The sequence below is a fragment of the Neobacillus sp. K501 genome (assembly GCF_053749995.1).
The window spans coordinates 207,991-231,715 of sequence record NZ_JBSLYA010000003.1 but is presented as its reverse complement, the minus strand read 5'-3'; the positions used below and the strand labels follow the sequence as shown (position 1 = coordinate 231,715).

General features: G+C 38.8%; 23 protein-coding genes and 1 riboswitch. Of the genes, 15 read left to right on the top strand and 8 right to left on the bottom strand.

From position 1 onward, the window contains the following. Position 1: 1 nt before the first annotated feature. Both ACWM35_RS09150 and ACWM35_RS09145 read right to left on the bottom strand, forming a co-directional pair. Positions 2-754 carry a phosphonate ABC transporter ATP-binding protein gene (locus tag ACWM35_RS09150; protein ID WP_454817544.1) on the bottom strand — a complete coding sequence of 251 codons (753 nt, stop codon included), beginning with the start codon at positions 752-754 and terminating at the stop codon, positions 2-4. Between the two features lie 13 nt (positions 755-767). Beyond that, complete coding sequence (locus ACWM35_RS09145; protein WP_454817542.1) at positions 768-1,667, bottom strand: putative selenate ABC transporter substrate-binding protein; 900 nt, start codon at positions 1,665-1,667, stop codon at positions 768-770. Between the two features lie 245 nt (positions 1,668-1,912). Here ACWM35_RS09145 and ACWM35_RS09140 point away from each other — a divergent pair, with 245 nt between their 5' ends. The 5 genes from ACWM35_RS09140 (at position 1,913) to ACWM35_RS09120 (ending at position 6,435) form a co-directional block, all read left to right on the top strand. Next, positions 1,913-3,535 (top strand): spore germination protein, encoded by a 1,623-nt coding sequence (locus ACWM35_RS09140; RefSeq protein ID WP_454818158.1) that lies wholly within the window; start codon positions 1,913-1,915, stop codon positions 3,533-3,535. Then, positions 3,483-4,592 (top strand): GerAB/ArcD/ProY family transporter, encoded by a 1,110-nt coding sequence (locus ACWM35_RS09135; protein ID WP_454817540.1) that lies wholly within the window; start codon positions 3,483-3,485, stop codon positions 4,590-4,592. The genes ACWM35_RS09140 and ACWM35_RS09135 overlap by 53 nt, the downstream gene beginning before the upstream one ends. Further along, positions 4,573-5,787 carry a Ger(x)C family spore germination protein gene (locus ACWM35_RS09130; RefSeq protein ID WP_454817538.1) on the top strand — a complete coding sequence of 405 codons (1,215 nt, stop codon included), beginning with the start codon at positions 4,573-4,575 and terminating at the stop codon, positions 5,785-5,787. The genes ACWM35_RS09135 and ACWM35_RS09130 overlap by 20 nt, the downstream gene beginning before the upstream one ends. 23 nt (positions 5,788-5,810) lie before the next feature. Then, a complete protein-coding gene (locus tag ACWM35_RS09125) occupies positions 5,811-6,011 on the top strand; it encodes a CLC_0170 family protein (RefSeq protein WP_454817536.1) in 201 nt (66 codons plus the stop codon). Positions 6,012-6,270: 259 nt separating this feature from the next. Beyond that, a complete protein-coding gene (locus ACWM35_RS09120; RefSeq protein ID WP_454817534.1) occupies positions 6,271-6,435 on the top strand; it encodes a hypothetical protein in 165 nt (54 codons plus the stop codon). A 61-nt stretch (positions 6,436-6,496) separates the two neighbouring features. On the opposite strand, the gene ACWM35_RS09115 is transcribed toward ACWM35_RS09120, so the two are convergent. Together ACWM35_RS09115 and ACWM35_RS09110 are read right to left on the bottom strand one after the other, a co-directional pair. After that, positions 6,497-7,807: a nucleobase:cation symporter-2 family protein gene (locus ACWM35_RS09115; RefSeq protein ID WP_454817532.1), complete on the bottom strand. Its 1,311-nt coding sequence runs from the start codon at positions 7,805-7,807 to the stop codon at positions 6,497-6,499. Continuing rightward, on the bottom strand, positions 7,807-8,400 hold the full coding sequence (locus ACWM35_RS09110) for a xanthine phosphoribosyltransferase (RefSeq protein ID WP_454817530.1): 594 nt from the start codon (positions 8,398-8,400) through the stop codon (positions 7,807-7,809). The genes ACWM35_RS09115 and ACWM35_RS09110 overlap by 1 nt, the downstream gene beginning before the upstream one ends. Positions 8,401-8,515: 115 nt before the next feature. After that, positions 8,516-8,617, bottom strand: a riboswitch (purine riboswitch). Positions 8,618-8,975: 358 nt separating this feature from the next. Between ACWM35_RS09110 and ACWM35_RS09105 the strand changes: the two genes are divergently transcribed. Then, positions 8,976-10,166, top strand: a complete 1,191-nt coding sequence (locus ACWM35_RS09105; RefSeq protein ID WP_454817528.1) for a glycine C-acetyltransferase — start codon at positions 8,976-8,978, stop codon at positions 10,164-10,166. 36 nt (positions 10,167-10,202) lie between these two features. Next, positions 10,203-11,171 carry an L-threonine 3-dehydrogenase gene (locus ACWM35_RS09100; RefSeq protein ID WP_454817526.1) on the top strand — a complete coding sequence of 323 codons (969 nt, stop codon included), beginning with the start codon at positions 10,203-10,205 and terminating at the stop codon, positions 11,169-11,171. Positions 11,172-11,199: 28 nt separating this feature from the next. On the opposite strand, the gene selD is transcribed toward ACWM35_RS09100, so the two are convergent. Further along, positions 11,200-12,252: a selenide, water dikinase SelD gene (gene selD / locus ACWM35_RS09095; RefSeq protein ID WP_454817524.1), complete on the bottom strand. Its 1,053-nt coding sequence runs from the start codon at positions 12,250-12,252 to the stop codon at positions 11,200-11,202. 173 nt (positions 12,253-12,425) lie between these two features. Between selD and ACWM35_RS09090 the strand changes: the two genes are divergently transcribed. Then, complete coding sequence (locus tag ACWM35_RS09090) at positions 12,426-12,632, top strand: Rdx family protein (protein WP_454818156.1); 207 nt, start codon at positions 12,426-12,428, stop codon at positions 12,630-12,632. 95 nt (positions 12,633-12,727) lie between these two features. On the opposite strand, the gene ACWM35_RS09085 is transcribed toward ACWM35_RS09090, so the two are convergent. Continuing rightward, the gene (locus ACWM35_RS09085) at positions 12,728-13,120 is read right to left on the bottom strand and encodes an Hsp20/alpha crystallin family protein (protein WP_454817522.1); all 393 of its coding nucleotides are present in this window, start codon (positions 13,118-13,120) and stop codon (positions 12,728-12,730) included. A 99-nt stretch (positions 13,121-13,219) separates the two neighbouring features. Between ACWM35_RS09085 and selA the strand changes: the two genes are divergently transcribed. After that, positions 13,220-14,626, top strand: a complete 1,407-nt coding sequence (gene selA / locus ACWM35_RS09080) for an L-seryl-tRNA(Sec) selenium transferase (RefSeq protein WP_454817520.1) — start codon at positions 13,220-13,222, stop codon at positions 14,624-14,626. A 66-nt stretch (positions 14,627-14,692) separates the two neighbouring features. Here selA and ACWM35_RS09075 read toward each other — a convergent pair whose 3' ends face one another. Further along, the gene (locus tag ACWM35_RS09075) at positions 14,693-14,833 is read right to left on the bottom strand and encodes a small acid-soluble spore protein P (protein WP_454817518.1); all 141 of its coding nucleotides are present in this window, start codon (positions 14,831-14,833) and stop codon (positions 14,693-14,695) included. A gap of 115 nt (positions 14,834-14,948) precedes the next feature. Here ACWM35_RS09075 and ACWM35_RS09070 point away from each other — a divergent pair, with 115 nt between their 5' ends. Next, on the top strand, positions 14,949-15,227 hold the full coding sequence (locus tag ACWM35_RS09070) for a hypothetical protein (RefSeq protein ID WP_454817516.1): 279 nt from the start codon (positions 14,949-14,951) through the stop codon (positions 15,225-15,227). A gap of 35 nt (positions 15,228-15,262) precedes the next feature. On the opposite strand, the gene sspO is transcribed toward ACWM35_RS09070, so the two are convergent. Then, the gene (sspO, locus tag ACWM35_RS09065; RefSeq protein WP_454817514.1) at positions 15,263-15,412 is read right to left on the bottom strand and encodes a small acid-soluble spore protein O; all 150 of its coding nucleotides are present in this window, start codon (positions 15,410-15,412) and stop codon (positions 15,263-15,265) included. A 329-nt stretch (positions 15,413-15,741) separates the two neighbouring features. Here sspO and acnA point away from each other — a divergent pair, with 329 nt between their 5' ends. The 5 genes from acnA to ACWM35_RS09040 all read left to right on the top strand — a co-directional run bounded on the left by acnA (position 15,742) and on the right by ACWM35_RS09040 (position 23,707). Next, positions 15,742-18,447 (top strand): aconitate hydratase AcnA, encoded by a 2,706-nt coding sequence (gene acnA, locus ACWM35_RS09060; protein WP_454817512.1) that lies wholly within the window; start codon positions 15,742-15,744, stop codon positions 18,445-18,447. A 58-nt stretch (positions 18,448-18,505) separates the two neighbouring features. After that, entirely contained in the window at positions 18,506-19,444 is a 939-nt protein-coding gene (locus ACWM35_RS09055; RefSeq protein WP_454817511.1) for a phosphotransferase enzyme family protein, read from the top strand. A gap of 285 nt (positions 19,445-19,729) precedes the next feature. Beyond that, positions 19,730-21,436, top strand: a complete 1,707-nt coding sequence (abc-f, locus tag ACWM35_RS09050; RefSeq protein WP_454817509.1) for a ribosomal protection-like ABC-F family protein — start codon at positions 19,730-19,732, stop codon at positions 21,434-21,436. A gap of 412 nt (positions 21,437-21,848) precedes the next feature. Next, positions 21,849-22,895, top strand: a complete 1,047-nt coding sequence (gene mtnA, locus ACWM35_RS09045) for an S-methyl-5-thioribose-1-phosphate isomerase (protein ID WP_454817507.1) — start codon at positions 21,849-21,851, stop codon at positions 22,893-22,895. 23 nt (positions 22,896-22,918) lie between these two features. Then, complete coding sequence (locus ACWM35_RS09040; RefSeq protein ID WP_454817505.1) at positions 22,919-23,707, top strand: class II aldolase/adducin family protein; 789 nt, start codon at positions 22,919-22,921, stop codon at positions 23,705-23,707. The last annotated feature ends 18 nt before the right edge of the window (positions 23,708-23,725 follow it).

Here is a 23,725-nt window from a genome sequence, read left to right as displayed (position 1 = left end):
TCTAATCCTGCTCCTTTAGTTGATACAATTCAGCTAAAAGTGGATCTGTCACTTTTTCCGTTGGTAAATCAAATAAGATTTCTCCGTTCTTAAGGGCAATGATTCTTGTAAAATACTTTCGAGCATATTCTACCGAATGAAGGGAGGCGATTAATGTCTGATGCTCCTCTAACACAATTTTTGTCAACATTGCTAAAACATCTTCAGCCCTTGCCGGGTCAAGGGAGGCGACCGGTTCATCGGCCAAGATGATCTCTGGACTTTGCACCATTAAGCGTGCCATTGCCACCCGCTGCTGCTCACCCCCAGAAAGATTTTTGGTCAACTCAAAAATCTTATCTTCAAGACCAACCCTTTTTAATGCTGCAACAGCCACTTCTTTTTCTTGAGGAACTAACAGAGAAAAAAGCGATTTAAAAAGATTCCATTCAGACAATTTGCCAGCAAGGACATTATGGATAACCGCTAACGGCCCAATTAAATCAAATTGCTGGCGGATCACACCGACTTTTTTCGCAAATTGTTTCCCTTTCTTATAGCTGGAAAGGGGCTTTTCGTCAATCAATAATTCTCCCTGTTCAAGGGGGATTAAACCGGCAATTATATTTAATAAAGTTGTTTTTCCGGCGCCGCTGGGTCCAATAAGCGCCACTATTTCGCCTTGTTTAATAGAAAAAGAAAGGGAAGATAAAGCTATCTTCCTCTCAAAGTACTTTATTATGTTTTTTGCTTCAATCATTCTTTTTGAAGACATGTCTCCACACCTACTACTTAATAATCTCTAATTCTTTTGCAACTTTCTCGATTTTTCCATAGTTTTCATTTTTTGTTTCGATAAACTTATCTGTTTGGAACAGTTCGGCGATTTCTTGTTTTCCACCTGGCATAGAGAGAAGGGCATCTTTTAGTTTTTCAGCTGTTCCTTTACCAAATTCCTTATCAATATTGCTATTTATCGTCCAGTTATAGTCGTAATAAGCAGGAGTAGTATAAAAAGCTTTGACTTTGCTTGCATCTACTTTTCCTTCTTTTACAGCCGCTTCCCAAACTGAGATATTTAACGCACCTGCTTGAAATGATCCAGATTCTACTAATTTATAAGTTGTGTCATGATTACCAGAAAAATTCGCCTTACCATTTAAATCCTTGCTAGGGTCAATACCGTTTTCAATCATGAAATAATGAGGCATTAACCGTCCAGATGTGGATGTTTCACTTCCAAAGGTAAAGGTTTTGCCTTTTAAATCCTCAAGTGATTTAATCCCTGATCCTTCTTGGGTAATAAATACCGATTGGAACTCAGCGTCACGTGGTCTTTGAACAATAGACTCTGCATCTGGTACAAGGTTTCTTGCTTGAACACTAGTTAACCCACCAAACCAAACTAAATGAAGCTCACCACGCCCAAATCCCGTTACTAATGCAGCATTATCCACAGATGGGACAAACTCTACTTTTAATCCTGTTTTTTCACTAAGATGCTCAGCAACTGCTGTCATCCCTTTTTCAATAAAAGCAGCATTCTGATCTGGCAGCGCCCCAATTTTTAGAACGGCGTCAGTCTTTATTTCTTTTTCACCACCCGTGGTTTTTTCTTCTGTTTGGCCACAAGCGGCTAAAGAGATAACAAGCATAAATAAAATAATAGCAGTAAACCAATTCTTCATATAAATTTCTCACCTCAAGGATTTTGTACTCATCTAATTGATTATAGAAAAGTGAACTGTTTTTATAAATTCATTTTATCTATTCGCACGATGATACTTAATCGATTTTACCTATAGTTAATAATTGGGGGAATAGCTTTAAATCATAGGGATATTAGGAATAGAATGAAAAAATTGGTAAATGTTAAAGGTAAGGAGGTGGGACTGTGTCCTTGTTAAGTAAGAAAAATACCAAAAAACCCAAAATGTTAATTCCAAGTAAAGTGCTGGAGGAACAAGGGGACACACCTACTTCTAGTTCACTTAAAGATAAAGAGGAATTAATTAAAGGTATCCTAGGCCAAAATGATGACCTTGCCATTAAGCACTTTAAGATTTTCGGAAAATTCCATGCTGCCATTATCTATTTTTCCAATTTAATTAATCAGGAAACCATTAATAAGGATGTTTTAAAGCCATTGATGTATATACCTGAGCATTTAAGCGGAAGAGATATCCCTCTTGATCAAATCATGGACATTCTTATTAATGAAACGCTTTATCATAGTCAAGCAAGGCTTGAAGAAAGTATCGAACAATTAATTGAGTTCCTGTTAAGAGGTGAATCTGTCATATTAATCGATGGGATCAGTGAAACCATCCACATAGGAACGAGAAGCGTGGAGAAGCGATCCATCGCTCAGCCAGAGACGGAACAAGTAATATTAGGACCTCGTGAAGGATTTATCGAGAATATCTCTACGAATATCGCCTTGCTTAGATATCGCCTTCCAACGGCTGATTTCCAAGTGAAAACATTGAAAATCGGCCGGATAACAAAATCAACTGTAGCATTTTGTTATATTAAGGGGATCGCCAGTGAGACAGTGATTCAGGAAGTCGAAAAAAGACTCTCAGAAATTGATATTGATGCCATAATGGATGTCGGCTATTTAGAACAGTTTATTGAGGATAACCCGTTTTCACCATTTCCTCAAACGCAAAGTACAGAGAGGCCAGATAGAACTGTAGCTAATTTAGTAGAGGGAAGAGTGGCCATTCTTGTTGATGGATCGCCTTTTGCTCTGATGGTCCCCGTTGTTTTCAATCAATTTTATCAAACAACAGAGGATTATTCGTCGAGGTTTTTGATGGGGAGCTTTGCTCGGATAGCCCGTATGTTGGCCCTGGTATTTTCACTTATATTTCCGTCTCTTTACGTTTCATTCATTTCCTTTAACCCTGAGCTGCTGCCAACTGAATTTGCTGTGGCAGTCGCTGGAGGAAGGGCTGGAGTTCCATATCCTGCGGTGATTGAAGTATTACTTATTGAAGTGGCAATGGAGATTTTACGGGAAGCTACTGTTCGTCTCCCTAAACAAGTAGGTGGCGCATTATCGATTGTGGGGGTATTGGTTATTGGACAGGCAGCCGTTGAAGCTGGTTTATCAAGTCCGATCACTGTCGTCGTCATTGCCCTTACCACCATTGGTTCTTTTGCTACACCTGCATATACTGCTGCTTTTGCATTAAGGATGCTTCGTTTTCCAATCATGATCATGGCTGGAATTTTTGGTTTATACGGGGTTGTAATCGGAATTATCTTTATTTTTAATCACATGCTGTCTTTAAAATCATTTGGAGTCCCGTACATGGCTCCTGTCTCTCCAGAGGACTATCAAGGAATGAAAGACGTTGTCATTCGCAGCCCGTTGTGGTGGATGCCAAAAAGACCTGAATTCCTCCAGCCGGCTAACCGCAGCCGACTAAAAAAAAATGATAATACGGTCTTAAAACACAATAAAATGGGAAATGATCAGCGGGAGGGTAATAGTAATGGGGGATCCAAAACAGATAACAACACTTCAAGCAACAACGATCTTAATTAGTACGATTATTGGGGTAGGAGTTCTTCCATTACCTTTGTTTGCTGTTCGCGCAGGTGAAACAGCGGCACCTCTTGTTACTTTAACCGGAATTATTCTTGCGGCCATAGGGTTATTTATTCTCACACTTCTTGGAGTTCGTCATCCACAAAAGACCATAATTACTTATAGTCAAGAAATAATAGGTAAATGGCTGGGTCGATTTTGCAGCATTTTTGTGATTTTCTTTTTCTTAGTCTTAACAGGACTCGCTGCTCGTGAATTTGGGGCTGTTGTTGTATCGGCGGTTTTGCGAGAAACTCCATTGGAAATCACCGTGATAGTTATGCTAATGCTTGCATGCCTAAGCTGCCGGAACAATATCAATGTGTTTGCCTACATTCATAACTTCTATGTTCCTATGATTTTAGCTCCAGTTTTGATCGTCGTTGCATTTTCTTTAAAAAATGCGAACATCTTATATTTGCGGCCTATTATTGGTAACGATTTAAATGAAATGTTTAAAGGCATGTTTACTATTTCTGCATTATTCCAAGGATCATTTGTTATCACCATGATTATTCCAGCCATGAAAACGCCGATTAAAGCCCTAAAGGCTAGTTTCTGGGGAATTTTCATTTCTGGTGGATTATATTTATTAATTGTTATTGCTACAGTCGCTGTTTTTGGGCCAGAAGAGATTAAACAAATTTTCTGGCCAACATTAGAACTAGCTCGGACCACCACTATGCCGGGGAATATTTTACAGAGGCTAGATGTAATCTTTTTAGCGGTATGGGTAACCGCCGTTTTCACGACATTATTTTCCAGCTATTACTTAACAATCCATTCTATAAAAGAACTCTTCAGCTTAAAGGATCACAAAATGATATCTTATTTTATTCTGCCATTTGTATTTATCTTAGCAATGATGCCAAGAGATATATTACAAATGTATGAGATTATCCAGTTTGTGGGTAGAGCAGGTCTATTGATTACAATTCTATATCCAGGATTGTTGCTATTGATTGATTTCTTTAAGGGTTGGAGGCGGAAAAAAAGTGTATCTCAGCAAATGTAATGGACGCCTATTCATTCCCTTTTTCCTAATTTTCCCTTTACTCTCTGGCTGCTGGGATAGTCAAGAAATTGAACAGCGTGCAACTGTTTTAGCCATAGGTATAGATGAAGCAGATTCGGATGATCAAAAAGAACCTGAAGTTTCTCATTTAAAAGGTCAATTTCCAATTCCAAATGAAGAAATGATTAAGTTAACGGTCCAAATTGCCGTACCCGGAAGAATCCCCTTAGGTCCTGAACAAACAGAAGGAACAAGTAAGTCAGTATTGATCATAAATGTGGTGGGACATACGATTGATGATGCGATTCTCAATCTTCAGCAACAGGTAGCGGATGAGATATTTCTAGGACATTTAAGGATTATCGTTTTGAATGAAGACGTTGCGAAAAAAGGCATTGAGAGATTTAATGATTTTCTTAGGCGTAATCCAGAAATTAGAAGAACTGCATCACTTGTTGTATCAAAAGAGCCAGCCGCTACCTATATGAAATTGTCACCGGAACTTGAAAGGATTCCATCATTGTATTTGGCTGACATGGTTGATAATTTAGCTGCACTTGGAAAATTCCCACCCAGTTTTATTGGTCTGTTTTGGACAATTTACTCCAGTAAAGGACAGGAACCCATTCTTCCTTACTTAACTCTTAAAAAAAAATCTAGCATCCAGCTAGATGGACTTGCTTTCTTTCGCGGAGATCGGCTTGTCGGAACAACATCACCTTTAGAAATAGGCGTCTATATGTCCGTTATCGGAATTAATAAGGGAGGATATGGTGCCTTTGTGAAGGTACCTGGAACGGAAAAAATGGTTATGGTCAGGGCGGTTAACCGAAAAATCAAAATGAAGATTCGTCTAAAGGATGGAAAACCTCATGTTGCAATGAAGGTTCGCTACGAGAGCGAAATAGATGAAAAGCATAGTGCAAAGATATCTTTATCCAATTCAAGTATGATTGATAAAATTGAAAAGGAAGCTTCAAAGGACACAGCTGAATCCATTCGAAGTTTAATTTCGAAGACGCAGGAAGAAAAAGCAGATATCTTTGGATTTGGAGAACATTTCCGGGCTAAACTTCCAAAATACTGGAATAAAAAAATTAAAACAAAAGAAAATTGGAGAGAATACTTTAAAGATCTTACTTATGACGTTCATGTGGAAACCAATATACATCGAGTTGGCATGAAAGCAAAGTAGATGACTGGAAGGATGTTGAAATCTTGGATATCGGATTTTCAGGATATGTAGTCATCTTGTTTTACTTCACTGGGTCTTTAGTTTTGTTGACTGATGTAAAAGCATATAAAAATGCAAATATGAAAAAGGAACGAAAAGCTTCACTAATTTTAGGATGGCTTAATATTTCACTTGGATTACTATTAATGCTGGCGAATTGGATATACAAAAACTTTTTTTGGTAAATTGGATGATAAATAAATCAAAATATGAAAGTGGTGTGAGAGTATGCAAGAAATAATGGAGACTAGATTTTGCGAACAGTGTGGGAAAGAAACAGTACATATGGTTCGAGAAGACCCACTAGAAATTGAATATATCTGTCGTGAGTGCAGCGAACAACAAGAATTATTTAAGTCCTTTTTCTAAACACATATGGCATTAAGAACAAGCCCCTCTCCTTGTACATAAAATATTAGTAAAACAAAGGAGGGGGGACTTTTCATGACAGGTCAACATGAGCGTGTAACCATCGGAACAATATCCGGCGGTATTGTTAACTTTGGCGGTGCCGTATATATATCCCCGATTACAATCACAAAAACCATTTCTGGTTCTGAAAATAGCAATCCTGCACAAGATGATTCAGGGAATTCAGATAGTGAGTGAAAAATTTGATTAAAAAAAGCTGCCTGAATCCGTTTTGGATCCAGGCAGCTTTTTTATTGTATTAGGCAATACTTTGAGCGTCTGCTTTTGTAGACGTTTTTTGATTTACTGGCCTAGCAACATTGAAGACGATATTTAAGAAAATAGCCGTTAAGCTACCTGCGACAATCCCGTTATTAGTTAGGATTTTCACACTTTCAGGCAGCTGGGCAAATAAATCTGGAACAGCTGTTACTCCGAGCCCCATTCCAACAGAACATGCAATAATTAAGAGATTTTCTTGTGAGGCAAATTCCACTTTACTCAGCATTTTGATTCCGTAGGCAATGACCATTCCAAACATTGCTACCATGGCACCACCTAATACAGGAGTTGGGATGACCGTTGTTAAAGCTCCAATTTTCGGAACAAATCCTAGAACAATCAGCATTGCACCCATTGTGTAAATCACATTTTTCCCTTTCACACCCGAAAGTTGTAAAAGTCCAACATTTTGCGAGTAGGTCGTATAAGGGAAAGCATTAAACAGCGCACCTAACATAATGGCAATTCCTTCAGCACGATATCCTTTTGATAAATCCTTTTCTGATAGCTTTCTTCCAGTAATATCACTTAGGGCAAAATAAACGCCGGTTGATTCGACAAGACTAACAATTGCCACAAGGGTCATCGTGATAATGGGTGTTACTTCGAAGGTAGGTGTCCCGAAATAGAAAGGTTTTACCATATGAAACCACGAAGCATCTCCCACAGCTGTAAAATTCACTTTACCCATCAACGCAGCAGCGATCGTTCCAGCACCTAAACCTAATAGGATGGAAATCGAGCGGATAAAGCCTTTTGTAAAACGATAAAGGAAAATAATAAATAATAACGTTCCAAATGCTAGGCTAATATTTGAGAGGCTACCAAAATCTGGACTTCCTTGACCGCCAGCAATATTGTTCATGGCAACAGGGATTAAAGTAATTCCTATGATCGTAACAACAGAACCAGTCACAACAGGAGGGAAGAACTTAATCAATTTACTAAAAAAAGTAGCGATCACAACAACAATCAGACCGGAAATTAAAATAGATCCATAAATGGCTGAAATACCGTATTCTCCGCCAATCGCAATCATCGGGCCAACAGCTGTAAATGTACAGCCTAGGACAATGGGAAGTCCAATCCCGAAGAAGCGATTCTGCCAAACTTGTAAAATAGTTGCAATCCCACACATTAAGATATCAATGGAAACCAAGTAAGTTAATTGTTCGCCTGTCAGATTTAAGGCACCGCCAACAATCAGAGGGACAATCACGGCACCAGCGTACATCGCTAACACATGTTGAATCCCTAAAGAGGCGATTTTAAAAGGACTTTGTTTCATTAGATGTATTCCTCCACTTTGTTGTATTTAAAATTTACTTCTCCGTTGGTTAAGGAAGCGATTCTAGCAAGAGACTCCACTCTTAAACCTAGTTCAGCTAATTTTTGTGCGCCCGGCTGGAATGATTTTTCAATGACAATTCCGATTCCAGAAACTGAAGCTCCTGCTTGTCGAACCATATCCACCAAGGCTAGGGCAGCCTGACCATTCGCAAGGAAGTCATCAATGATCAGTACTTTATCATTTTCGTTTAAGTATTTCTTCGAAATCGAGAGTTCATTTGTTTCGTTTTTGGTAAAAGAATGGACTTGAGAAATTAATAATTCATCCGTTAATGTGACCGATTTTCTTTTTCTTGCGAATATAACCGGAACATGTAAATGCAAACCAGCAAATACAGAGGGAGCAATGCCTGATGATTCTATCGTAACGATTTTGGTAACACCCTCTGCTGCGAATCTTTCAGCAAACTCCTTACCAATGGCATCCATTAATGGTGGATCAATCTGATGATTCAGGAATGAATCTACTTTAAGGACATTTTCATTTAGAACCATTCCATCATTTTTAATCTTTTCTTCAAGTAATTTCATAGTTTGCCTCCTGTAAAAAAATAAAAAAGCCCAAAGTTCATTGCCTCACAACAAAAAATTGAGTGAGGCAATGAACTTTGGGCTTACTAACAAGTGCATAGACGCAAATAAATACGTCCGTCCATTGCTCACTCATAGTCGGATTGTTAACGGCAATCCGGTAGAAACTTGCAGGCCATATCCCCGCGATTATATGAGTGATACCATATGAATTTATACATATTATATCGTTAATAGAAGGGGTTATCAATCTATTTTTTTACAAAAGCGAACATTACATAATAAAAAAGAATTAATATTCGTTATTTGAAAACGGTTACTCATTTTTTTACTCATTGGTTGAACAAGTTATTCCCTTTGAACAGGCGAGAAGGAAAATAACCTTATTTCAATTTGGATATTCTAAATAAAGTAATAATTTTTTTAAGCGAATGTCCATTTGGTGTGAACATTTTCATGAAAATATGATAAAGTATAATACAGAAACCCTTTCACACAAACAATTATCCAATATCACACTGTCCGTGTGGAGTGGACAAATGTTTTTCTATTAACGACATTAAGGAGGAATTTATATGTCTAGCAATATTTTGGAGCAATTTTTAAATGAGAACCTGGAAGATCTTAAAAGCAAGGGGTTATATAATGTCATCGATCCATTAGAAAGTCCGAATGGGCCGATGATTACCATAAGCGGTAAAGAATTAGTAAATCTTTCTTCTAATAATTATTTAGGTTTGGCAACAGATCAGCGATTGAAGGAAGCAGCGGCGAATGCCCTTGAACAATACGGAGTAGGTGCTGGTGCCGTCCGTACCATTAATGGAACCCTTAAGCTCCATGTAGAATTAGAGGAAAAATTAGCAGAATTCAAGCATACGGAAGCCGCGATTGCCTATCAATCAGGATTTAACTGTAATATGGCGGCAATTTCAGCTGTAATGGATAAGAATGACGCGATATTATCTGACGAGCTCAACCATGCTTCGATCATTGATGGCTGCCGTCTGTCAAAAGCAAAAATTATCCGCTTCAATCACTCCGATATGGAGGATCTGCGTGCAAAAGCGAAGGCAGCGAAAGAATCTGGCCAATATAATAAATTAATGGTGATTACTGATGGCGTTTTTTCAATGGATGGGGATATTGCTTTACTGCCTGAGATCGTGAAAATCGCAGAAGAATTTGATCTTATTACATACGTTGATGATGCTCACGGCTCAGGTGTTCTAGGTGATGGAGCAGGGACAGTGAAGTACTTCGGTCTATCCGATAAGATAGATTTCCAAATTGGAACATTGTCGAAGGCAATCGGCGTAGTGGGCGGTTATGTTGCAGGGAAGAAGAATTTAATTGATTGGCTAAAAGTTCGCAGCCGTCCTTTCCTATTCTCAACTTCCTTAACACCTGCTGATGTAGCAGCAAGCAAAAAATCCATTGAAATTCTAATGGAAAGCACCGAGCTTAATCAAAAGCTATGGGAAAACGGAGATTATCTTAAAAAGGGCTTAAAAGAGCTAGGCTTCAATATTGGGAACAGTGAGACACCAATTACTCCTTGTATTATCGGTGATGAAACATTAACACAGCAGTTCAGTAAACGTTTGAACGAAGAGGGCGTTTATGCGAAAGCTATTGTGTTCCCAACTGTACCACAAGGAACGGGCCGTGTTCGAAATATGCCAACAGCTGCCCACTCTAAAGAAATGCTCGACAAAGCCATCTCCATTTATGAAAAAGTCGGTAAAGAAATGGGTATTATTTAACAAAAAGATAAGCTAACAAGAAGAGGACGGAGAAGAATGAAAAAAATACTAATTACAGGGGCACTAGGCCAAATTGGTTCTGAGTTGACCATGAAGCTCAGAGAAACGTATGGTACCGACAATGTCATCGCTACCGATATCAGGAAAAATGATAGTGAAGCTGCCCAAAGCGGCCCTTTCGAAATCGTCGATGTTACCAATTTAGAGCAGATGGGTGAAGTGGCAAAAAAATATAACGTCGATACCGTGATGCATTTAGCCGCACTACTATCGGCTACTGCTGAAGCAAAACCGGTTCTCGCTTGGAACTTAAATATGGGTGGATTAATGAATGCACTTGAAACAGCTAGAGAACTGAACGCACAATTTTTCACTCCGAGTTCCATCGGTGCGTTTGGACCATCCACCCCAAAGGACAGCACACCGCAAGATACGATTATGCGCCCAACGACCATGTATGGTGTAAATAAAGTAGCAGGCGAACTTTTATCCGATTACTATTACCATAAGTTTGGAGTGGACACGCGAGGTTTACGATTCCCAGGCTTAATTTCCCACGTTGCTATGCCAGGTGGCGGTACAACGGATTATGCAGTTGAAATCTACTATGAAGCAATCAATAAGGGTAAATATGAATCCTATATCGATAAAGGCACCTATATGGATATGATGTATATGCCGGATGCCCTGAATGCGATAATTGATTTAATGGAGGCAGACCCTTGTAAGCTTATTCATCGAAATTCCTTTAACGTTACAGCGATGAGCTTTGCACCTGAAGAAATTGCGGCTGAAATAACGAAGCACATACCTAACTTTGAATTGACCTATAACGTTGATCCTGTTCGTCAAAAAATTGCCGACAGCTGGCCAAATTCAATCGATGCTGTTTCTGCTGAAGAAGAATGGGGCTTTAAGTTCGATTATGATTTAGCAAGAATGACAACAGATATGCTAGAAAAACTTACTCATAAATTAAAAATGAATGAAACTCGGGCCAAATAAGCCCGAGTTTTATTGTGGGAAATATATCTTACCTAGAAACATAAAGCAATTTTTCTTTTTTCTCAGTAACTCTACCAATGATTGCAGCAGAATGATTACTAGCTTTCTGAAGCATGTCCACGTAATGGACAGCTTCTTGCTCGCTGATTGAAACAAGGAGACCGCCTGATGTAATCGCGTCACAAAGAAGTAATTGTTCTTCAAGCAGGATGTCCTCATAAACGATATCATCACTTAACCATTTGTGGTTGGACTTAGAACCACCTGGAACGACACCATTTTTTGCGAGCTCCAACGCACCTTCCAAAACTGGTACTTGAGATAAAGAAATTTCAAAGCTAACATTACTTCCGCGGGCCATTTCACTGCCATGACCTAACAAGCCAAATCCCGTAACATCGGTTACAGCATGTGGATGAAAATTAGTTAAAACTTCTGCTGCAACTTTATTCAATTCCGCCATCGTTTCTGTAACAATTTGCTCTTGCAGAGGAGTGACGGCATTTCTTTTAATTCCTGTAGTAATAATTCCTACTCCAATTGGTTTTGTTAAGACCAATACATCTCCAGGTTTGGCACCAACGTTTTTCCAAACTTTATCAGGGTGAACAATCCCAGTTACAGACAATCCAAATTTCGGCTCCTGATCGTCGATCGAATGACCGCCAACCGTGATGGCCCCAGCTTCCTTTACTTTATCTGCTGCACCACGGAGAATGTCTGAAAGCATCGCAGCACCGAGCTTTTTAATTGGGTAGCCAACAATATTTAAAACAGTTTTTGGCTCGCCACCCATTGCATAAACATCACTTAAAGCATTCGCAGCAGTAATTTGCCCAAACATATAGGGGTCGTCCACAATCGGGGTAAAGTAATCAACCGTTTGTATAAGTGCAATGGAATCTGTTAACTGGTAGACTCCAGCATCATCTGATGTTTCATGTCCAACTAGTAATTCAGGGACAGGGTCTTGTTTCGGTAAAAGACGCAAAACTTGCGCCAGGTCCTCAGGACCAATTTTGCAGCCTCAACCAGCTTTAGTTGATAAAGAGGTTAGGCGAATTTTCTCTTGCTCACTCATGTATTCCACCTCCATTAAAATAGTATAACTCTTTCACTCAAAATTCGCACATACAAGGTAAGCGAACTATTTGCGGACAACAACATGGTTGAGTTAAAATGTTTTTACTATAACAATGTTATTAAATAGGGGGGTTAAAATTGAAGAAATATCATGTCATTGTTGAATTTTGCATGCAATGAAATTATGCACCTAAAGCCGCGAGTTTCGCGGAAGAGCTATTTAACCATTTTCGTCGAGATATCGAAAAACTTGAAATGATCCCAGTATCAGGCGGCGCTTTTGAAGTCACGGTTAACGGGGATAAAATCTATTCGAAGCTGGAAACCGGAATTTTTCCAGACGATGAAGAAATCATTAATCAAATGTTATCGATGTAAAAAAATCCCTTCTATCTAATTTGGATGGAAGGGATTACATTTTTCTATAACAATATTATGTTAACTATTAACGAAAAAAATGCCATAAGGTATATTTAGGGCAGGGTTATATATCGGTTTTTCCCTAAGCCTTTTTCCGTTTTGGAAATGAACACTTCTAGGATTCCATTCACAAAATTTGCTGTTACTTTTTGATTAATGACTCGAAAAGGGAAATTGATAGAACGAATTCTTTTTTGTGAGTGAGAAGAAGTAGATTGGTGTCCGGCAGAAATAATTAGGTTTTTTTCGTCCACAAATACCTTAATTTCCGAGCTATTAAATTCATTTAATAATGCTTCAACAATCCATTCCTGATCTGTCTCATAAAGGTCTATCCGAAATTGGGTCAAATCATCTTGTGTAGTTAGTGGGTCTAGACAATAGTTTTCCAGCCACCTTTCCACTAGATCAAAATCAATCGGCTGTACATTTTTTTTGGGCTTCATAACAATCCCCCTTGCAAGTTCATTTTATTCATAAAGAAATCAATTCGTGAGAAATGATATAATAGGTCAAAAGAAGGAAAAGTAAAGGAGTTTTTGATGGTGAAAGAATGGTTACGCTCCATTCCTGCTATTCATGAATGGCAAAAACATGGGCAGTATTTATCTCTCCAAGAAGAGTATCAACTTGACAATACCCAATTAACAAAACGATTAAAGGAGTTAATCGAGCAAATAAGGACATGGATTATTAGTGACGAATGGAAAGGGTCCATCCCCGGTACTAAACTTTTTATTGATGAGGTTTTTTTATTACTCGAAAAACAACTTAAATACCAATATTCCTATACTCTCGAAAGAGTTATTAATGCAACAGGGACCATTTTACATACTAACCTAGGAAGGTCAAGATTAAGTGACAAAGCAATCGAACATGCGGTAGAAACAGCAATGAATTATTCAAATCTTGAATACAAGCTCATGGAAGGTGAGCGTGGTTCAAGACATACCCATGTCGAAGGACTATTGAAGGAAATCACCGGGGCAGAAGCAGCTATGGTGGTGAATAATAATGCTGCAGCGGTTTATCTTGTGTTACGAGCACTTGCAGAAAATAAAGAAGTCATAGTTTCACGAGGTCAGCTAGTGGAAATTGGCGGTTCCTTCCGAATTTCCTCTATCATGGAGGAAAGCGGTGCGAAACTGGTCGAAGTCGGAACTACAAACAAAACTCATTTATATGATTATGAAAAAGCCCTTCATTCTGAAACGGCCATTGTCATGAAAGTACATACAAGTAATTTTAAAGTAGTCGGATTTACAAAATCTGTTGAAACAAAAGAATTAATCGAACTCACACAAAAGGTGAAGGACGTTTATTTTTATGAAGACCTTGGAAGCGGTGCCCTCTTTGACTTTCGAAAACATGGAATTGGGGAGGAACCCGTCGTAAAAGAGGTGATTGAAATGGGTGCAGATCTTGTTACTTTTAGCGGAGATAAGCTGCTAGGTGGACCTCAAGCAGGGATCATCGCAGGAAAAAAAGTTATCATCGATCGCTTAAAAAAGCATCAATTGGCAAGGGTAGTCCGGGTTGATAAAATGACGCTTGCAGCCCTTGAAGGAACGTTAATTGACTATGCCAGGGGAGAGGAAGGAGTTAAGAATATCCCGACAGTCCGTGATTTATTAACCACTGTTGAAGAAATAGACGATAGATCGAAGAGGTTTGTTACAAATATATTACAAAGGACAAGCCGTATTCAAGCAAAAATTTTACCAGGACAAAGTCAAGTTGGTGGAGGAACGATGCCTGATGTAGCGCTTCCAACGGTGGTTATTTCGGTAGAACACGAAACCCTAACAGCACAAGAGGTGGCCAAGAAATTAAGAACCGAGTTCAAACCGTCCATCATTGGCAGAATTCAAAAAGATGAATACATGATCGATTTGCGAACCGTCACCGCAGAGGAAGAAAAGCTACTCCTTAAAGCCTTAACTCAACTATAAGAAAATCCCCCTCACTCTAGTTGAGGAGGATTTTCTTGTGTTTTAGGCTTCAGTGAATACTATTTTTTACATATCATGGTGGGAATTATGTTTTTGGCGCGTATGGTTTCGATTTTTCACTTTCTTTGATCCGCTCAAAGGCTCTGGCTGTCCAGACTGCTTCGGAGCATTACGGCGCATGTCTTTGCTGTCGTTCTTGTTCACCATTTCCATCCCTCCTATAATGTTAGGATGCAATGCTTGTGCCTTTTTATGCTGAATAATTTTTCATTCCCCAGTGCAATTTAACGTTATAGAAAATTGAGGGGAGTGATACAATTAAATGGTGGATATCGATAGATTTCCTTATAACAAAGACAAGCAGCAGGCTTTTCAAGCAGCCCAACAAGGTTATGAGGAAGCACAAGGACTATTTGCAACGATTATTAACGACAGTGCCAGTTACGGTCATCAATTAAAGCATTTAAAAGAAGAAGTAAATGAAGCCTATCAGCAAATTGAAAGCGCCCTAGAAGTAGCGTCTGAACACCAACGCGCTCAGCTTGAAAGATTCCAACAAGACCTGCAAAGTATTGTTGCAGAAGTTAATTTAAATGAATAAATATAGATAAAAAGCAGGGGACAAGTCTCCTGCTTTTATTGGTTTTTCTTACGTTTTTTATTGTTCATTTTTTCTTTAATCGTTAACGGTTCATTGGCCATTTCTTCATTGAAGCCCGCACCTTGTCCTTGGCCGCTAGCAGCATTCGCGCCTGGTATTACATGATTTGACTTTCTTCTTTGCAAGCCATTCACCTCCTATATTAGTTACTATTTCCTTTAAACATAAATTAATGACAAACAAAAAGTTTTTTGAGATAATAAAAAAGAAAGTGAATATTTCCCCATTACAGATAAGTAAGCGCATTCTAATGATGTTTTCGAAATATTTTGAACTTATTACATAATAAATATAAGAAAAACTTATCAACCACAATAACTTTCTTGTTATTTACTTATATTAAAGGTTGTATTAAGATTGGAATTGTGAGAAAAGTAGTGATGGATGGGAAAATTCAAACTTTTCGACTTTTCGTTTATTTTGTTTTTTGATGACGAATGAGGGGGTTTTACACATGGCGAAAAATGATGTATTTAACGCACGCACTTCCTTTGAAGTAAACGGTAAGAAATATCATTATTACCGTTTAGGTGCACTTGAAGAGGCTGGTATTGGAAAGGTATCTAAATTACCATACTCTGTGAAAGTATTACTTGAATCTGTGCTGCGCCAATATGATGGCCGTGTTATTGCAAAAGAACACGTTGAAAACTTAGCAAAATGGGGGACGGATGAGCTAAAAGAAGTGGATGTTCCATTTAAGCCATCCCGAGTTATCCTGCAAGACTTCACTGGAGTTCCAGCTGTAGTAGACCTTGCTTCTTTAAGAAAAGCAATGGCTGATCTTGGCGGCGACCCAGACAAAATTAATCCTGAGAAGACCGTTGACCTTGTTATTGACCACTCTGTTCAAGTTGATGCCTACGGTTCTGCTGACTCTTTAAAGGTAAACATGGATTTAGAATTTGAACGGAATGCTGAGCGTTACCAATTCTTAAGCTGGGCGCAAAAATCATTCAATAACTACCGTGCAGTTCCGCCTGCAACTGGTATCGTTCACCAAGTTAACCTTGAGTACTTGGCTGATGTTGTACATGTTGCAGAAACGGACGGAGAATTAGAAGCATACCCAGATACATTAGTAGGTACTGACTCTCATACTACCATGATCAACGGTCTTGGAGTACTTGGCTGGGGCGTTGGCGGTATTGAAGCAGAAGCAGGCATGCTTGGACAGCCTTCATACTTCCCAGTTCCTGAAGTAGTAGGGGTTAAGTTAACTGGTGAGCTTCCAAACGGAGCTACCGCTACAGACTTAGCGTTAAAAGTTACTCAAGTTCTTCGCAGCCATGGTGTTGTTGGTAAATTCGTTGAATTCTTCGGCCCTGGTGTATCTGTACTTCCACTAGCTGACCGTGCAACGATTGCGAACATGGCTCCAGAATATGGTGCAACTTGTGGTTTCTTCGCTATTGATGATGAGTCTTTAAACTATATGCGCCTAACAGGCCGTGATGAAGAACAAATCCAAGTAGTAGAAGCATACTGCAAAGCAAACGGACTATTCTTTAACCCAGCTGATGAGCCGGTTTACACAGATGTTATTGAAATTGAACTTTCTGAAATTGAAGCAAACCTTTCTGGTCCAAAGCGTCCGCAAGATTTGATTCCACTTTCAAAAATGAAAGAAGAATTCGTTAAAGCTGTTTCTGCTCCACAAGGAAACCAAGGCTTTGGCTTACAAGCTGATGAGATTGAAAAGTCAGCTGTTGTTAATTTTAATAACGGTGACGAAACTACAATAAAAACAGGTGCTGTTGCGATTGCATCGATCACAAGCTGTACCAACACTTCCAACCCATATGTTCTAGTTGGGGCAGGACTTGTTGCGAAAAAAGCAGTTGAACTAGGAATGGAAGTTCCTAAGTTTGTAAAAACTTCTTTAGCACCTGGTTCTAAGGTTGTAACTGGTTATCTTCGTGATTCTGGATTACTTCCTTACCTAGAGCAAATTGGATTCAACCTAGTTGGTTATGGCTGTACAACTTGTATCGGTAACTCCGGTCCATTAAAAGAAGAAATCGAAAAGACAATCGCGGAAAACGATCTATTAGTTACATCTGTTCTTTCAGGTAACCGTAACTTCGAAGGACGTATTCATCCGCTTGTAAAAGCTAACTATCTTGCTTCACCACCGCTTGTAGTCGCTTATGCACTTGCTGGAACAGTAAACATTGACTTTGCAAATGAAGCAATCGGAAAAGATAAAGATGGCAAAGATGTATTCTTTAAGGATATCTGGCCAACTACTGCTGAAGTAAATGATGTCGTGAAACGCACTGTTACACCTGAGCTATTCCGTCGTGAATACGAAAATGTTTTCGGTGACAACGAGCGTTGGAACGAAATCAAGACAAGCAATGAGCCTTTATATACTTGGGATGAGGATTCCACTTACATTGCGAACCCACCGTTCTTTGAAGGCTTATCACCTGAGCCAGGAACAGTTGAACCTTTAAGCGGTCTTCGTGTCGTAGGTAAGTTCGGAGATTCTGTTACAACAGACCATATTTCTCCTGCAGGAGCGATTGGTAAAAATACTCCAGCTGGTAAATACCTGTTAGAAAAAGGTGTTCAACCACGTGACTTCAACTCTTACGGTTCTCGTCGTGGTAACCACGAAGTTATGATGCGTGGAACATTTGCAAACATCCGTATTCGTAACCAAATCGCACCAGGAACAGAAGGTGGATTTACTACTTACTGGCCAACTGGCGAAGTTACATCGATCTATGATGCTTGCATGAAGTATAAAGAAAACGGCACAGGCTTAATGGTTCTTGCTGGTAAAGATTACGGAATGGGCTCATCTCGTGACTGGGCAGCTAAAGGAACAAACCTTTTAGGTATCAAAACAGTTCTTGCTGAAAGTTTCGAGCGTATTCACCGTTCAAACCTTGTGTTGATGGGTGTTCTACCACTTCAATTTAAAGATGGCGATAACGCTGAAACACTTGGTTTAACAGGTAAAGAAACATTTGAAGTTCAGGTTGATGAGAGCGTGAAACCTCGTGACCTTGTAAAAGTAACAGCTACTGACGAAAACGGCAGCAAGAAAGAATTCGACGTTCTTGTTCGTTTCGATTCTGAAGTAGAAATTGACTACTACCGTCACGGTGGTATCCTTCAAATGGTACTTCGCGAAAAATTACAAGCTTAATCATATACCAAACCACCATGCAGCCAATTTGCATGGTGGTTTTTTACAAGGGGGAAAAATGAAGGAAGTACAAATTTCCAAATTATATAATGTAAATGCTAAAAAGCTAGTTTTAATAAATGATGGTTTTCATAATACTGTATATACAGATCAAAATATCATTCTTCGGATATCTGATAGCCGTAGGCGAAGTCTGGCTGAACTTGAAGCTGAACTTCAATTTATTAAAGTTTTAGGAAAATATGACTTACCAGTGGCAAAGCCATTAAAGTCCATTTATGGGAATTGGATAGAAACAATTAATAAACAATACCGTGTTGTCGCTTTTGAAAGAGTCGAAGGTAAACCTGTAGATGTAATGGATGATACTGTTTGGAATGCACAATTATTTTATCAATGGGGAAATGTAATTGGAAAAATGCACTCAGCTGTTAAACACTTAAAGTTATCACGACCGGAGTGGACTGCAAAAGAACCGGATGTTTTAAATCTACTCCCCAAAATTGCTTCAGAGCAGGTTAAAGAACAATACATAAAGTTGTTAACATCACTTAAGAATTTTGATAAAAATACAGATCTTTTCGGGCTCATTCATAATGATTTCCACCAGGGGAATATTTTCGTCAATGAGGGTAAAATGACTATCTTTGATTTTGATGACTGTGCTTATCATTGGTTCGCCTATGATTTGGCAGTATCCTATTATCATGCTTATTGGCAGGCTACTGCTTTTACACCCGAAAAAACGGAATTTAGTACCGTTTTTTGGGATAATTTCCTATCGGGCTACAAACAGGCCCGTCCTATCAATAAAGAAATGATTTTGCAAATTCCTATTTTCTTAAAAATAAGAGAAATATTCCTATATGTTTTATTCTTAGAAAAATGGGACATGAGCCATTTGGAAGGTTGGCAGAAGTATACTTTAACTGAATTAAAGCAAAATATTGAAAACGGTAGTCCGTACTCTAATTTTGACTTTTCCACTTTATTTTAAATGGTTGACAATCTTAACCATCTTAAAATATGATGTTAGTAACAAACGAAAAGGAATGGTAAAGAGGCATGAAGTTATAATCTTATTTTTTCAGCACATTATTCGAATAAACGAAAAATGATGAACCTGAAGAATAGGATTATTCTGTCCTTTTTTTGTCCTGATCGCATATATTCCATAAACAAATACCCTACTATAGGTTTATTTGTGTCTTCTTTTTATGGCTATATATTATTTATCATGACGTTAAACACTCTCTTCAGGTTCATTGAAGGGGGTTTTTTTATGAACAAAAATAATTTGCCAATAATAAAAATTACTGGATTGGAAAAGAGCTTTCATTTAAGAAAGATAATAGACAATATTTCATTTGAAATTAAAAAAGGCGACAGAATTGGTCTTGTTGGCTATAATGGCACAGGAAAAACGACGCTAGCGAATTTGCTGCTAGGGAAACTTTTACCTGATAAAGGAACCATTGGGAAAGCAAACAACTTAGTCATTGGCGCACTCTCTCAATCGATTGATTATGAGGTGAGTGATTTTCAACAATCTCTGACAGGAGTGAGAGAATTATTCCAGCACGCGAGTGAACTTGGTCTTACTAAAGTTTATGAATGGGAAGATTCACGTCTAAGCCATTTGAGTGGTGGGGAGAAGCTAAAGCTTGCCTTATCGATGATCTGGGCTTCGAAACCTGGATTTCTAATTCTGGATGAACCGACAAATCATCTTGATTTTAATGGAATTAAGTGGTTAATTTCAGAATTAGAGCAATTCCAAGGACCTGTATTGATTATTTCTCATGATCGCCACTTTTTAGATAAGACGGTTAACCGTATTTTTGAAATAGAAAATGGCAAAATGCATTTTTTCAACGGAAATTATAGTGATTACCAAAAGGAAAAACAGCACCGGGTTCAGTCTCATTTACATCAATACAATGTCCAGCAACGAAAAAAAGAAGAAATTGAAATGCAAATGACGCAACTAAAATCTTGGTCTGATAAGGCCCATCGAACATCAATGAAGGAAGAAGGCTTTAAAGAATATCACCGGGTTAAGGCAAAAAGTCGTGACAAACAAGTAAAATCAAAAATGAAGCGGCTTACACAAGAGCTTGAAAAGAATAAAATTGAAAAGCCGATTGAGGATGCAAAAATCAGGTTCCAATTCGACAGTCATGGAAAACGTGGCAAGCGAATAATTGAAGCAAAATCTCTTGGTATAGAATTCGGTGACAGAATCCTGTTTCATGATTCTCATTTTTATATTAATCAAGGTGATCGTGTAGGTCTTATTGGTGAAAACGGCTGCGGTAAAACGACGTTAATTAAGATGATTCTTGGAGATGAAGCTAATTTTAATGGAGAACTGTGGAAAAGCGATTCTATAAAAGTTGCCTATTTAAGCCAGGATGTAGCCGATTTGCCTAAAGATAAAAATGCCATCGAGGCATTGGGATTTACCGATAGAGAAAATATATTACGAGCAAGAACCTATCTCGCTAACCTTGGGTTAAAAGAGGAGCACATTACAAAGCCGATACACACTCTTAGCCTAGGTGAACGAACAAGGGTCAAGTTAGTCGACATGCTGATGAAAGAATATGATGTCCTGATCCTCGATGAACCTACCAATCATCTAGATCTGCCAAGCAGGGGGCAGTTAGAGACGACATTAAATGAATTTACAGGTACGATTATTACCGTCTCACATGACTATTACTTTCTTAATAAACTATGTAACAAACTTCTTGTATTTGAGGATGAAAAGATAAAACGGTTAGAAATGAAACCAGAGGAATACTTCGATAATGGAAAACAAGTATCTGAACAGGTCAATGTGAAGGAAGAATTAATGGTGATTGAAAATAGAATTACCACGATACTAGGTGAACTATCTTTGGTTAAACAACAAGACCCAAAATATCAACAACTAGATAAAGAATTTAATGAACTACTCAAGTTGAAAAGAAATCTAATTGAATAATGGGAATTCATGACACGTTACTGCTATCACACTTGGATTACGTGTCATGAAAACCTGATTCATGACCCCTAACAGCTTTCAAACCTGGATTACGGGTTATGAGGAACTGATTCATGACCCCCTAACAGCTTTCAAGCATGGTTTACGTGTCATGAGAACCTGATTCATGACCCCAAACAGATTTCAAGCTTGGATTACGGGTCATGAGAACCTGATTCATGACCCCTAATAGCTTTCAAGCTTCCATTAAGGGTCATGATTTATTTCACGAACAAACAAATCAACGCTAAAAACTTGTTCTGCTTTTTCAAAAAATTAAATGTATTGCATAAAACACTGAGATTGTTAAAATAACAATGGAATGATAGAAATATAACCGGATATTGATACATAGTAAGAGGAGATGACTAATATGGCAGATACTTTTTTACAATCCGTATACTTCGAGAATGGCGTTTTAAAAATATTGGATCAAACAAAGATTCCGAATGTAACGGAATTTCTCGAAATAACCAAAATAGAAGATGCATGGGATGCCATTAAACAATTAAAGGTCCGTGGGGCTCCAGCGATAGGCATTGCTGCGGCCTATGGTTTGGTACTGGGAATTCAAGATGCCCCGGAAACTTCCTTTGATGAATTTTTCGCTATCCTCCAAAAACAATCGGACTACTTGGCGAGCTCACGGCCAACAGCTGTTAACTTATTTTGGGCATTAAAGCGAATGAAAGACCGTGCCTTGAAAGAAAAGGATCAACCTCTTTCAAACATTAAACTAGCACTTGAGAAAGAGGCCCATCTGATCCGCCAAGAGGATGAAGAAGTTTGCCGTTCAATCGGAGAAAATGCCTTAACATTACTAAAGGATGGAATCGGGATTCTAACCCACTGCAATGCGGGTGGTATTGCCACAGCGAGATACGGTACAGCACTCGCTCCGCTATATTTAGCAAAAGAAAAAGGATGGAATATTAAAGTTTTTGCTGATGAAACCAGACCGCTCCTACAAGGCGCTAGACTAACGGCATGGGAACTTATGCAAGCGGGGATTGATGTGACCTTAATTACTGACAGTATGGCGGCTATGGTCATGCAAAAAGGCTGGGTTCAAGCGATAATTGTCGGATGTGATCGAGTTGCCGCTAATGGGGACGTCGCGAATAAAATTGGTACATATGGGGTTGCCTTGCTGGCGAAGGCACACAACATTCCATTCTATGTCGCTGCACCAACCTCTACGATTGATTTGGAAACAAAGACAGGAGCAGATATTCCTATTGAAGAAAGGGATGCTTCAGAAATAACCAAAGGCTTCGGAACAAGGACGGCTCCTGTAGGCGTGAAGGTATTTAATCCTGCCTTTGATGTTACGCCACACGCACTTGTGACGGCTATCATTACAGAAAAGGGTATACTAAAGGATAACTATAAGGAAGAGCTTCCAAAACTTTTTCGGTAAAAAGAAGCGAAAGCAGGGTACGTATGATAATTGAAATTAAATATAAAAAATTGATTTGTGATATTGGGAAACGAGTATATGAAAAAGGATTCGTGGCAGCCAATGACGGGAATATTTCTGTTCGTATCAGCGAAAATGAGTTTTTGATCACGCCAACAGGCATTAGCAAAGGATTTATGACTCCAGAAATGATCATCAAAGTCGATGGGGACGGAAATGTATTAGAGGGGGACAATAAGCCGACTTCCGAAATGAAGATGCACCTTCTCATCTACAAAGAGCGCCCTGATATTCATGCGATTGTCCATGTACATCCACCACATGCCACCGCTTTTGCAATTGCTGGAATACCTTTGGACCAGGCGCTTATGCCTGAATCGGTGGTATATTTAGGTTCCATTCCACTAGCGGAATATGGCACACCATCTACAGAAGAAGTTCCGAATGCCGTTCAACCATATGTGAAAAACCATCAGGGCGTTTTATTAGAAAATCATGGCGCGTTAACATGGGGGCGGGACTTAGAACATGCTTATTATTTAATGGAATCATTGGAATTCACGGCAAAAATTAATTGGCTTGCTAAACAAATGAATGGGGACCGCGAGCTTTCTAAAAAGCATGTTGCACGTCTAAATGAAATAAAAGAAACAATGGGGATTCATGGTGAATCTCCGGTCGGTTCGGATGTCACAGAAGGAATTCATGCGATAAAACTAACTCCACCGCTAGAAAAATCATTGTCAGAAAAGGATATTCAAGCCATTGCCGACCGTGTTACTAAAAACCTACTTATTGCTTTAAAAAAGTAAAAAATCCTTACATTTTTT

Excerpts from the sequence above, each read along its gene's own strand:
- ACWM35_RS09150 (WP_454817544.1), bottom strand. The coding sequence starts at position 754 with ATGTCTTCAAAAAGAATGATTGAAGCAAAAAACATAATAAAGTACTTT.
- ACWM35_RS09145 (WP_454817542.1), bottom strand. The coding sequence starts at position 1,667 with ATGAAGAATTGGTTTACTGCTATTATTTTATTTATGCTTGTTATCTCT.
- ACWM35_RS09140 (WP_454818158.1), top strand. The coding sequence starts at position 1,913 with ATGTTAATTCCAAGTAAAGTGCTGGAGGAACAAGGGGACACACCTACT.
- ACWM35_RS09135 (WP_454817540.1), top strand. The coding sequence starts at position 3,483 with ATGGGGGATCCAAAACAGATAACAACACTTCAAGCAACAACGATCTTA.
- ACWM35_RS09120 (WP_454817534.1), top strand. The coding sequence starts at position 6,271 with ATGACAGGTCAACATGAGCGTGTAACCATCGGAACAATATCCGGCGGT.
- ACWM35_RS09115 (WP_454817532.1), bottom strand. The coding sequence starts at position 7,807 with ATGAAACAAAGTCCTTTTAAAATCGCCTCTTTAGGGATTCAACATGTG.
- ACWM35_RS09110 (WP_454817530.1), bottom strand. The coding sequence starts at position 8,400 with ATGAAATTACTTGAAGAAAAGATTAAAAATGATGGAATGGTTCTAAAT.
- ACWM35_RS09105 (WP_454817528.1), top strand. The coding sequence starts at position 8,976 with ATGTCTAGCAATATTTTGGAGCAATTTTTAAATGAGAACCTGGAAGAT.
- ACWM35_RS09100 (WP_454817526.1), top strand. The coding sequence starts at position 10,203 with ATGAAAAAAATACTAATTACAGGGGCACTAGGCCAAATTGGTTCTGAG.
- ACWM35_RS09085 (WP_454817522.1), bottom strand. The coding sequence starts at position 13,120 with ATGAAGCCCAAAAAAAATGTACAGCCGATTGATTTTGATCTAGTGGAA.
- ACWM35_RS09075 (WP_454817518.1), bottom strand. The coding sequence starts at position 14,833 with ATGGTGAACAAGAACGACAGCAAAGACATGCGCCGTAATGCTCCGAAG.
- ACWM35_RS09070 (WP_454817516.1), top strand. The coding sequence starts at position 14,949 with ATGGTGGATATCGATAGATTTCCTTATAACAAAGACAAGCAGCAGGCT.
- acnA (WP_454817512.1), top strand. The coding sequence starts at position 15,742 with ATGGCGAAAAATGATGTATTTAACGCACGCACTTCCTTTGAAGTAAAC.
- ACWM35_RS09055 (WP_454817511.1), top strand. The coding sequence starts at position 18,506 with ATGAAGGAAGTACAAATTTCCAAATTATATAATGTAAATGCTAAAAAG.
- abc-f (WP_454817509.1), top strand. The coding sequence starts at position 19,730 with ATGAACAAAAATAATTTGCCAATAATAAAAATTACTGGATTGGAAAAG.
- mtnA (WP_454817507.1), top strand. The coding sequence starts at position 21,849 with ATGGCAGATACTTTTTTACAATCCGTATACTTCGAGAATGGCGTTTTA.
- ACWM35_RS09040 (WP_454817505.1), top strand. The coding sequence starts at position 22,919 with ATGATAATTGAAATTAAATATAAAAAATTGATTTGTGATATTGGGAAA.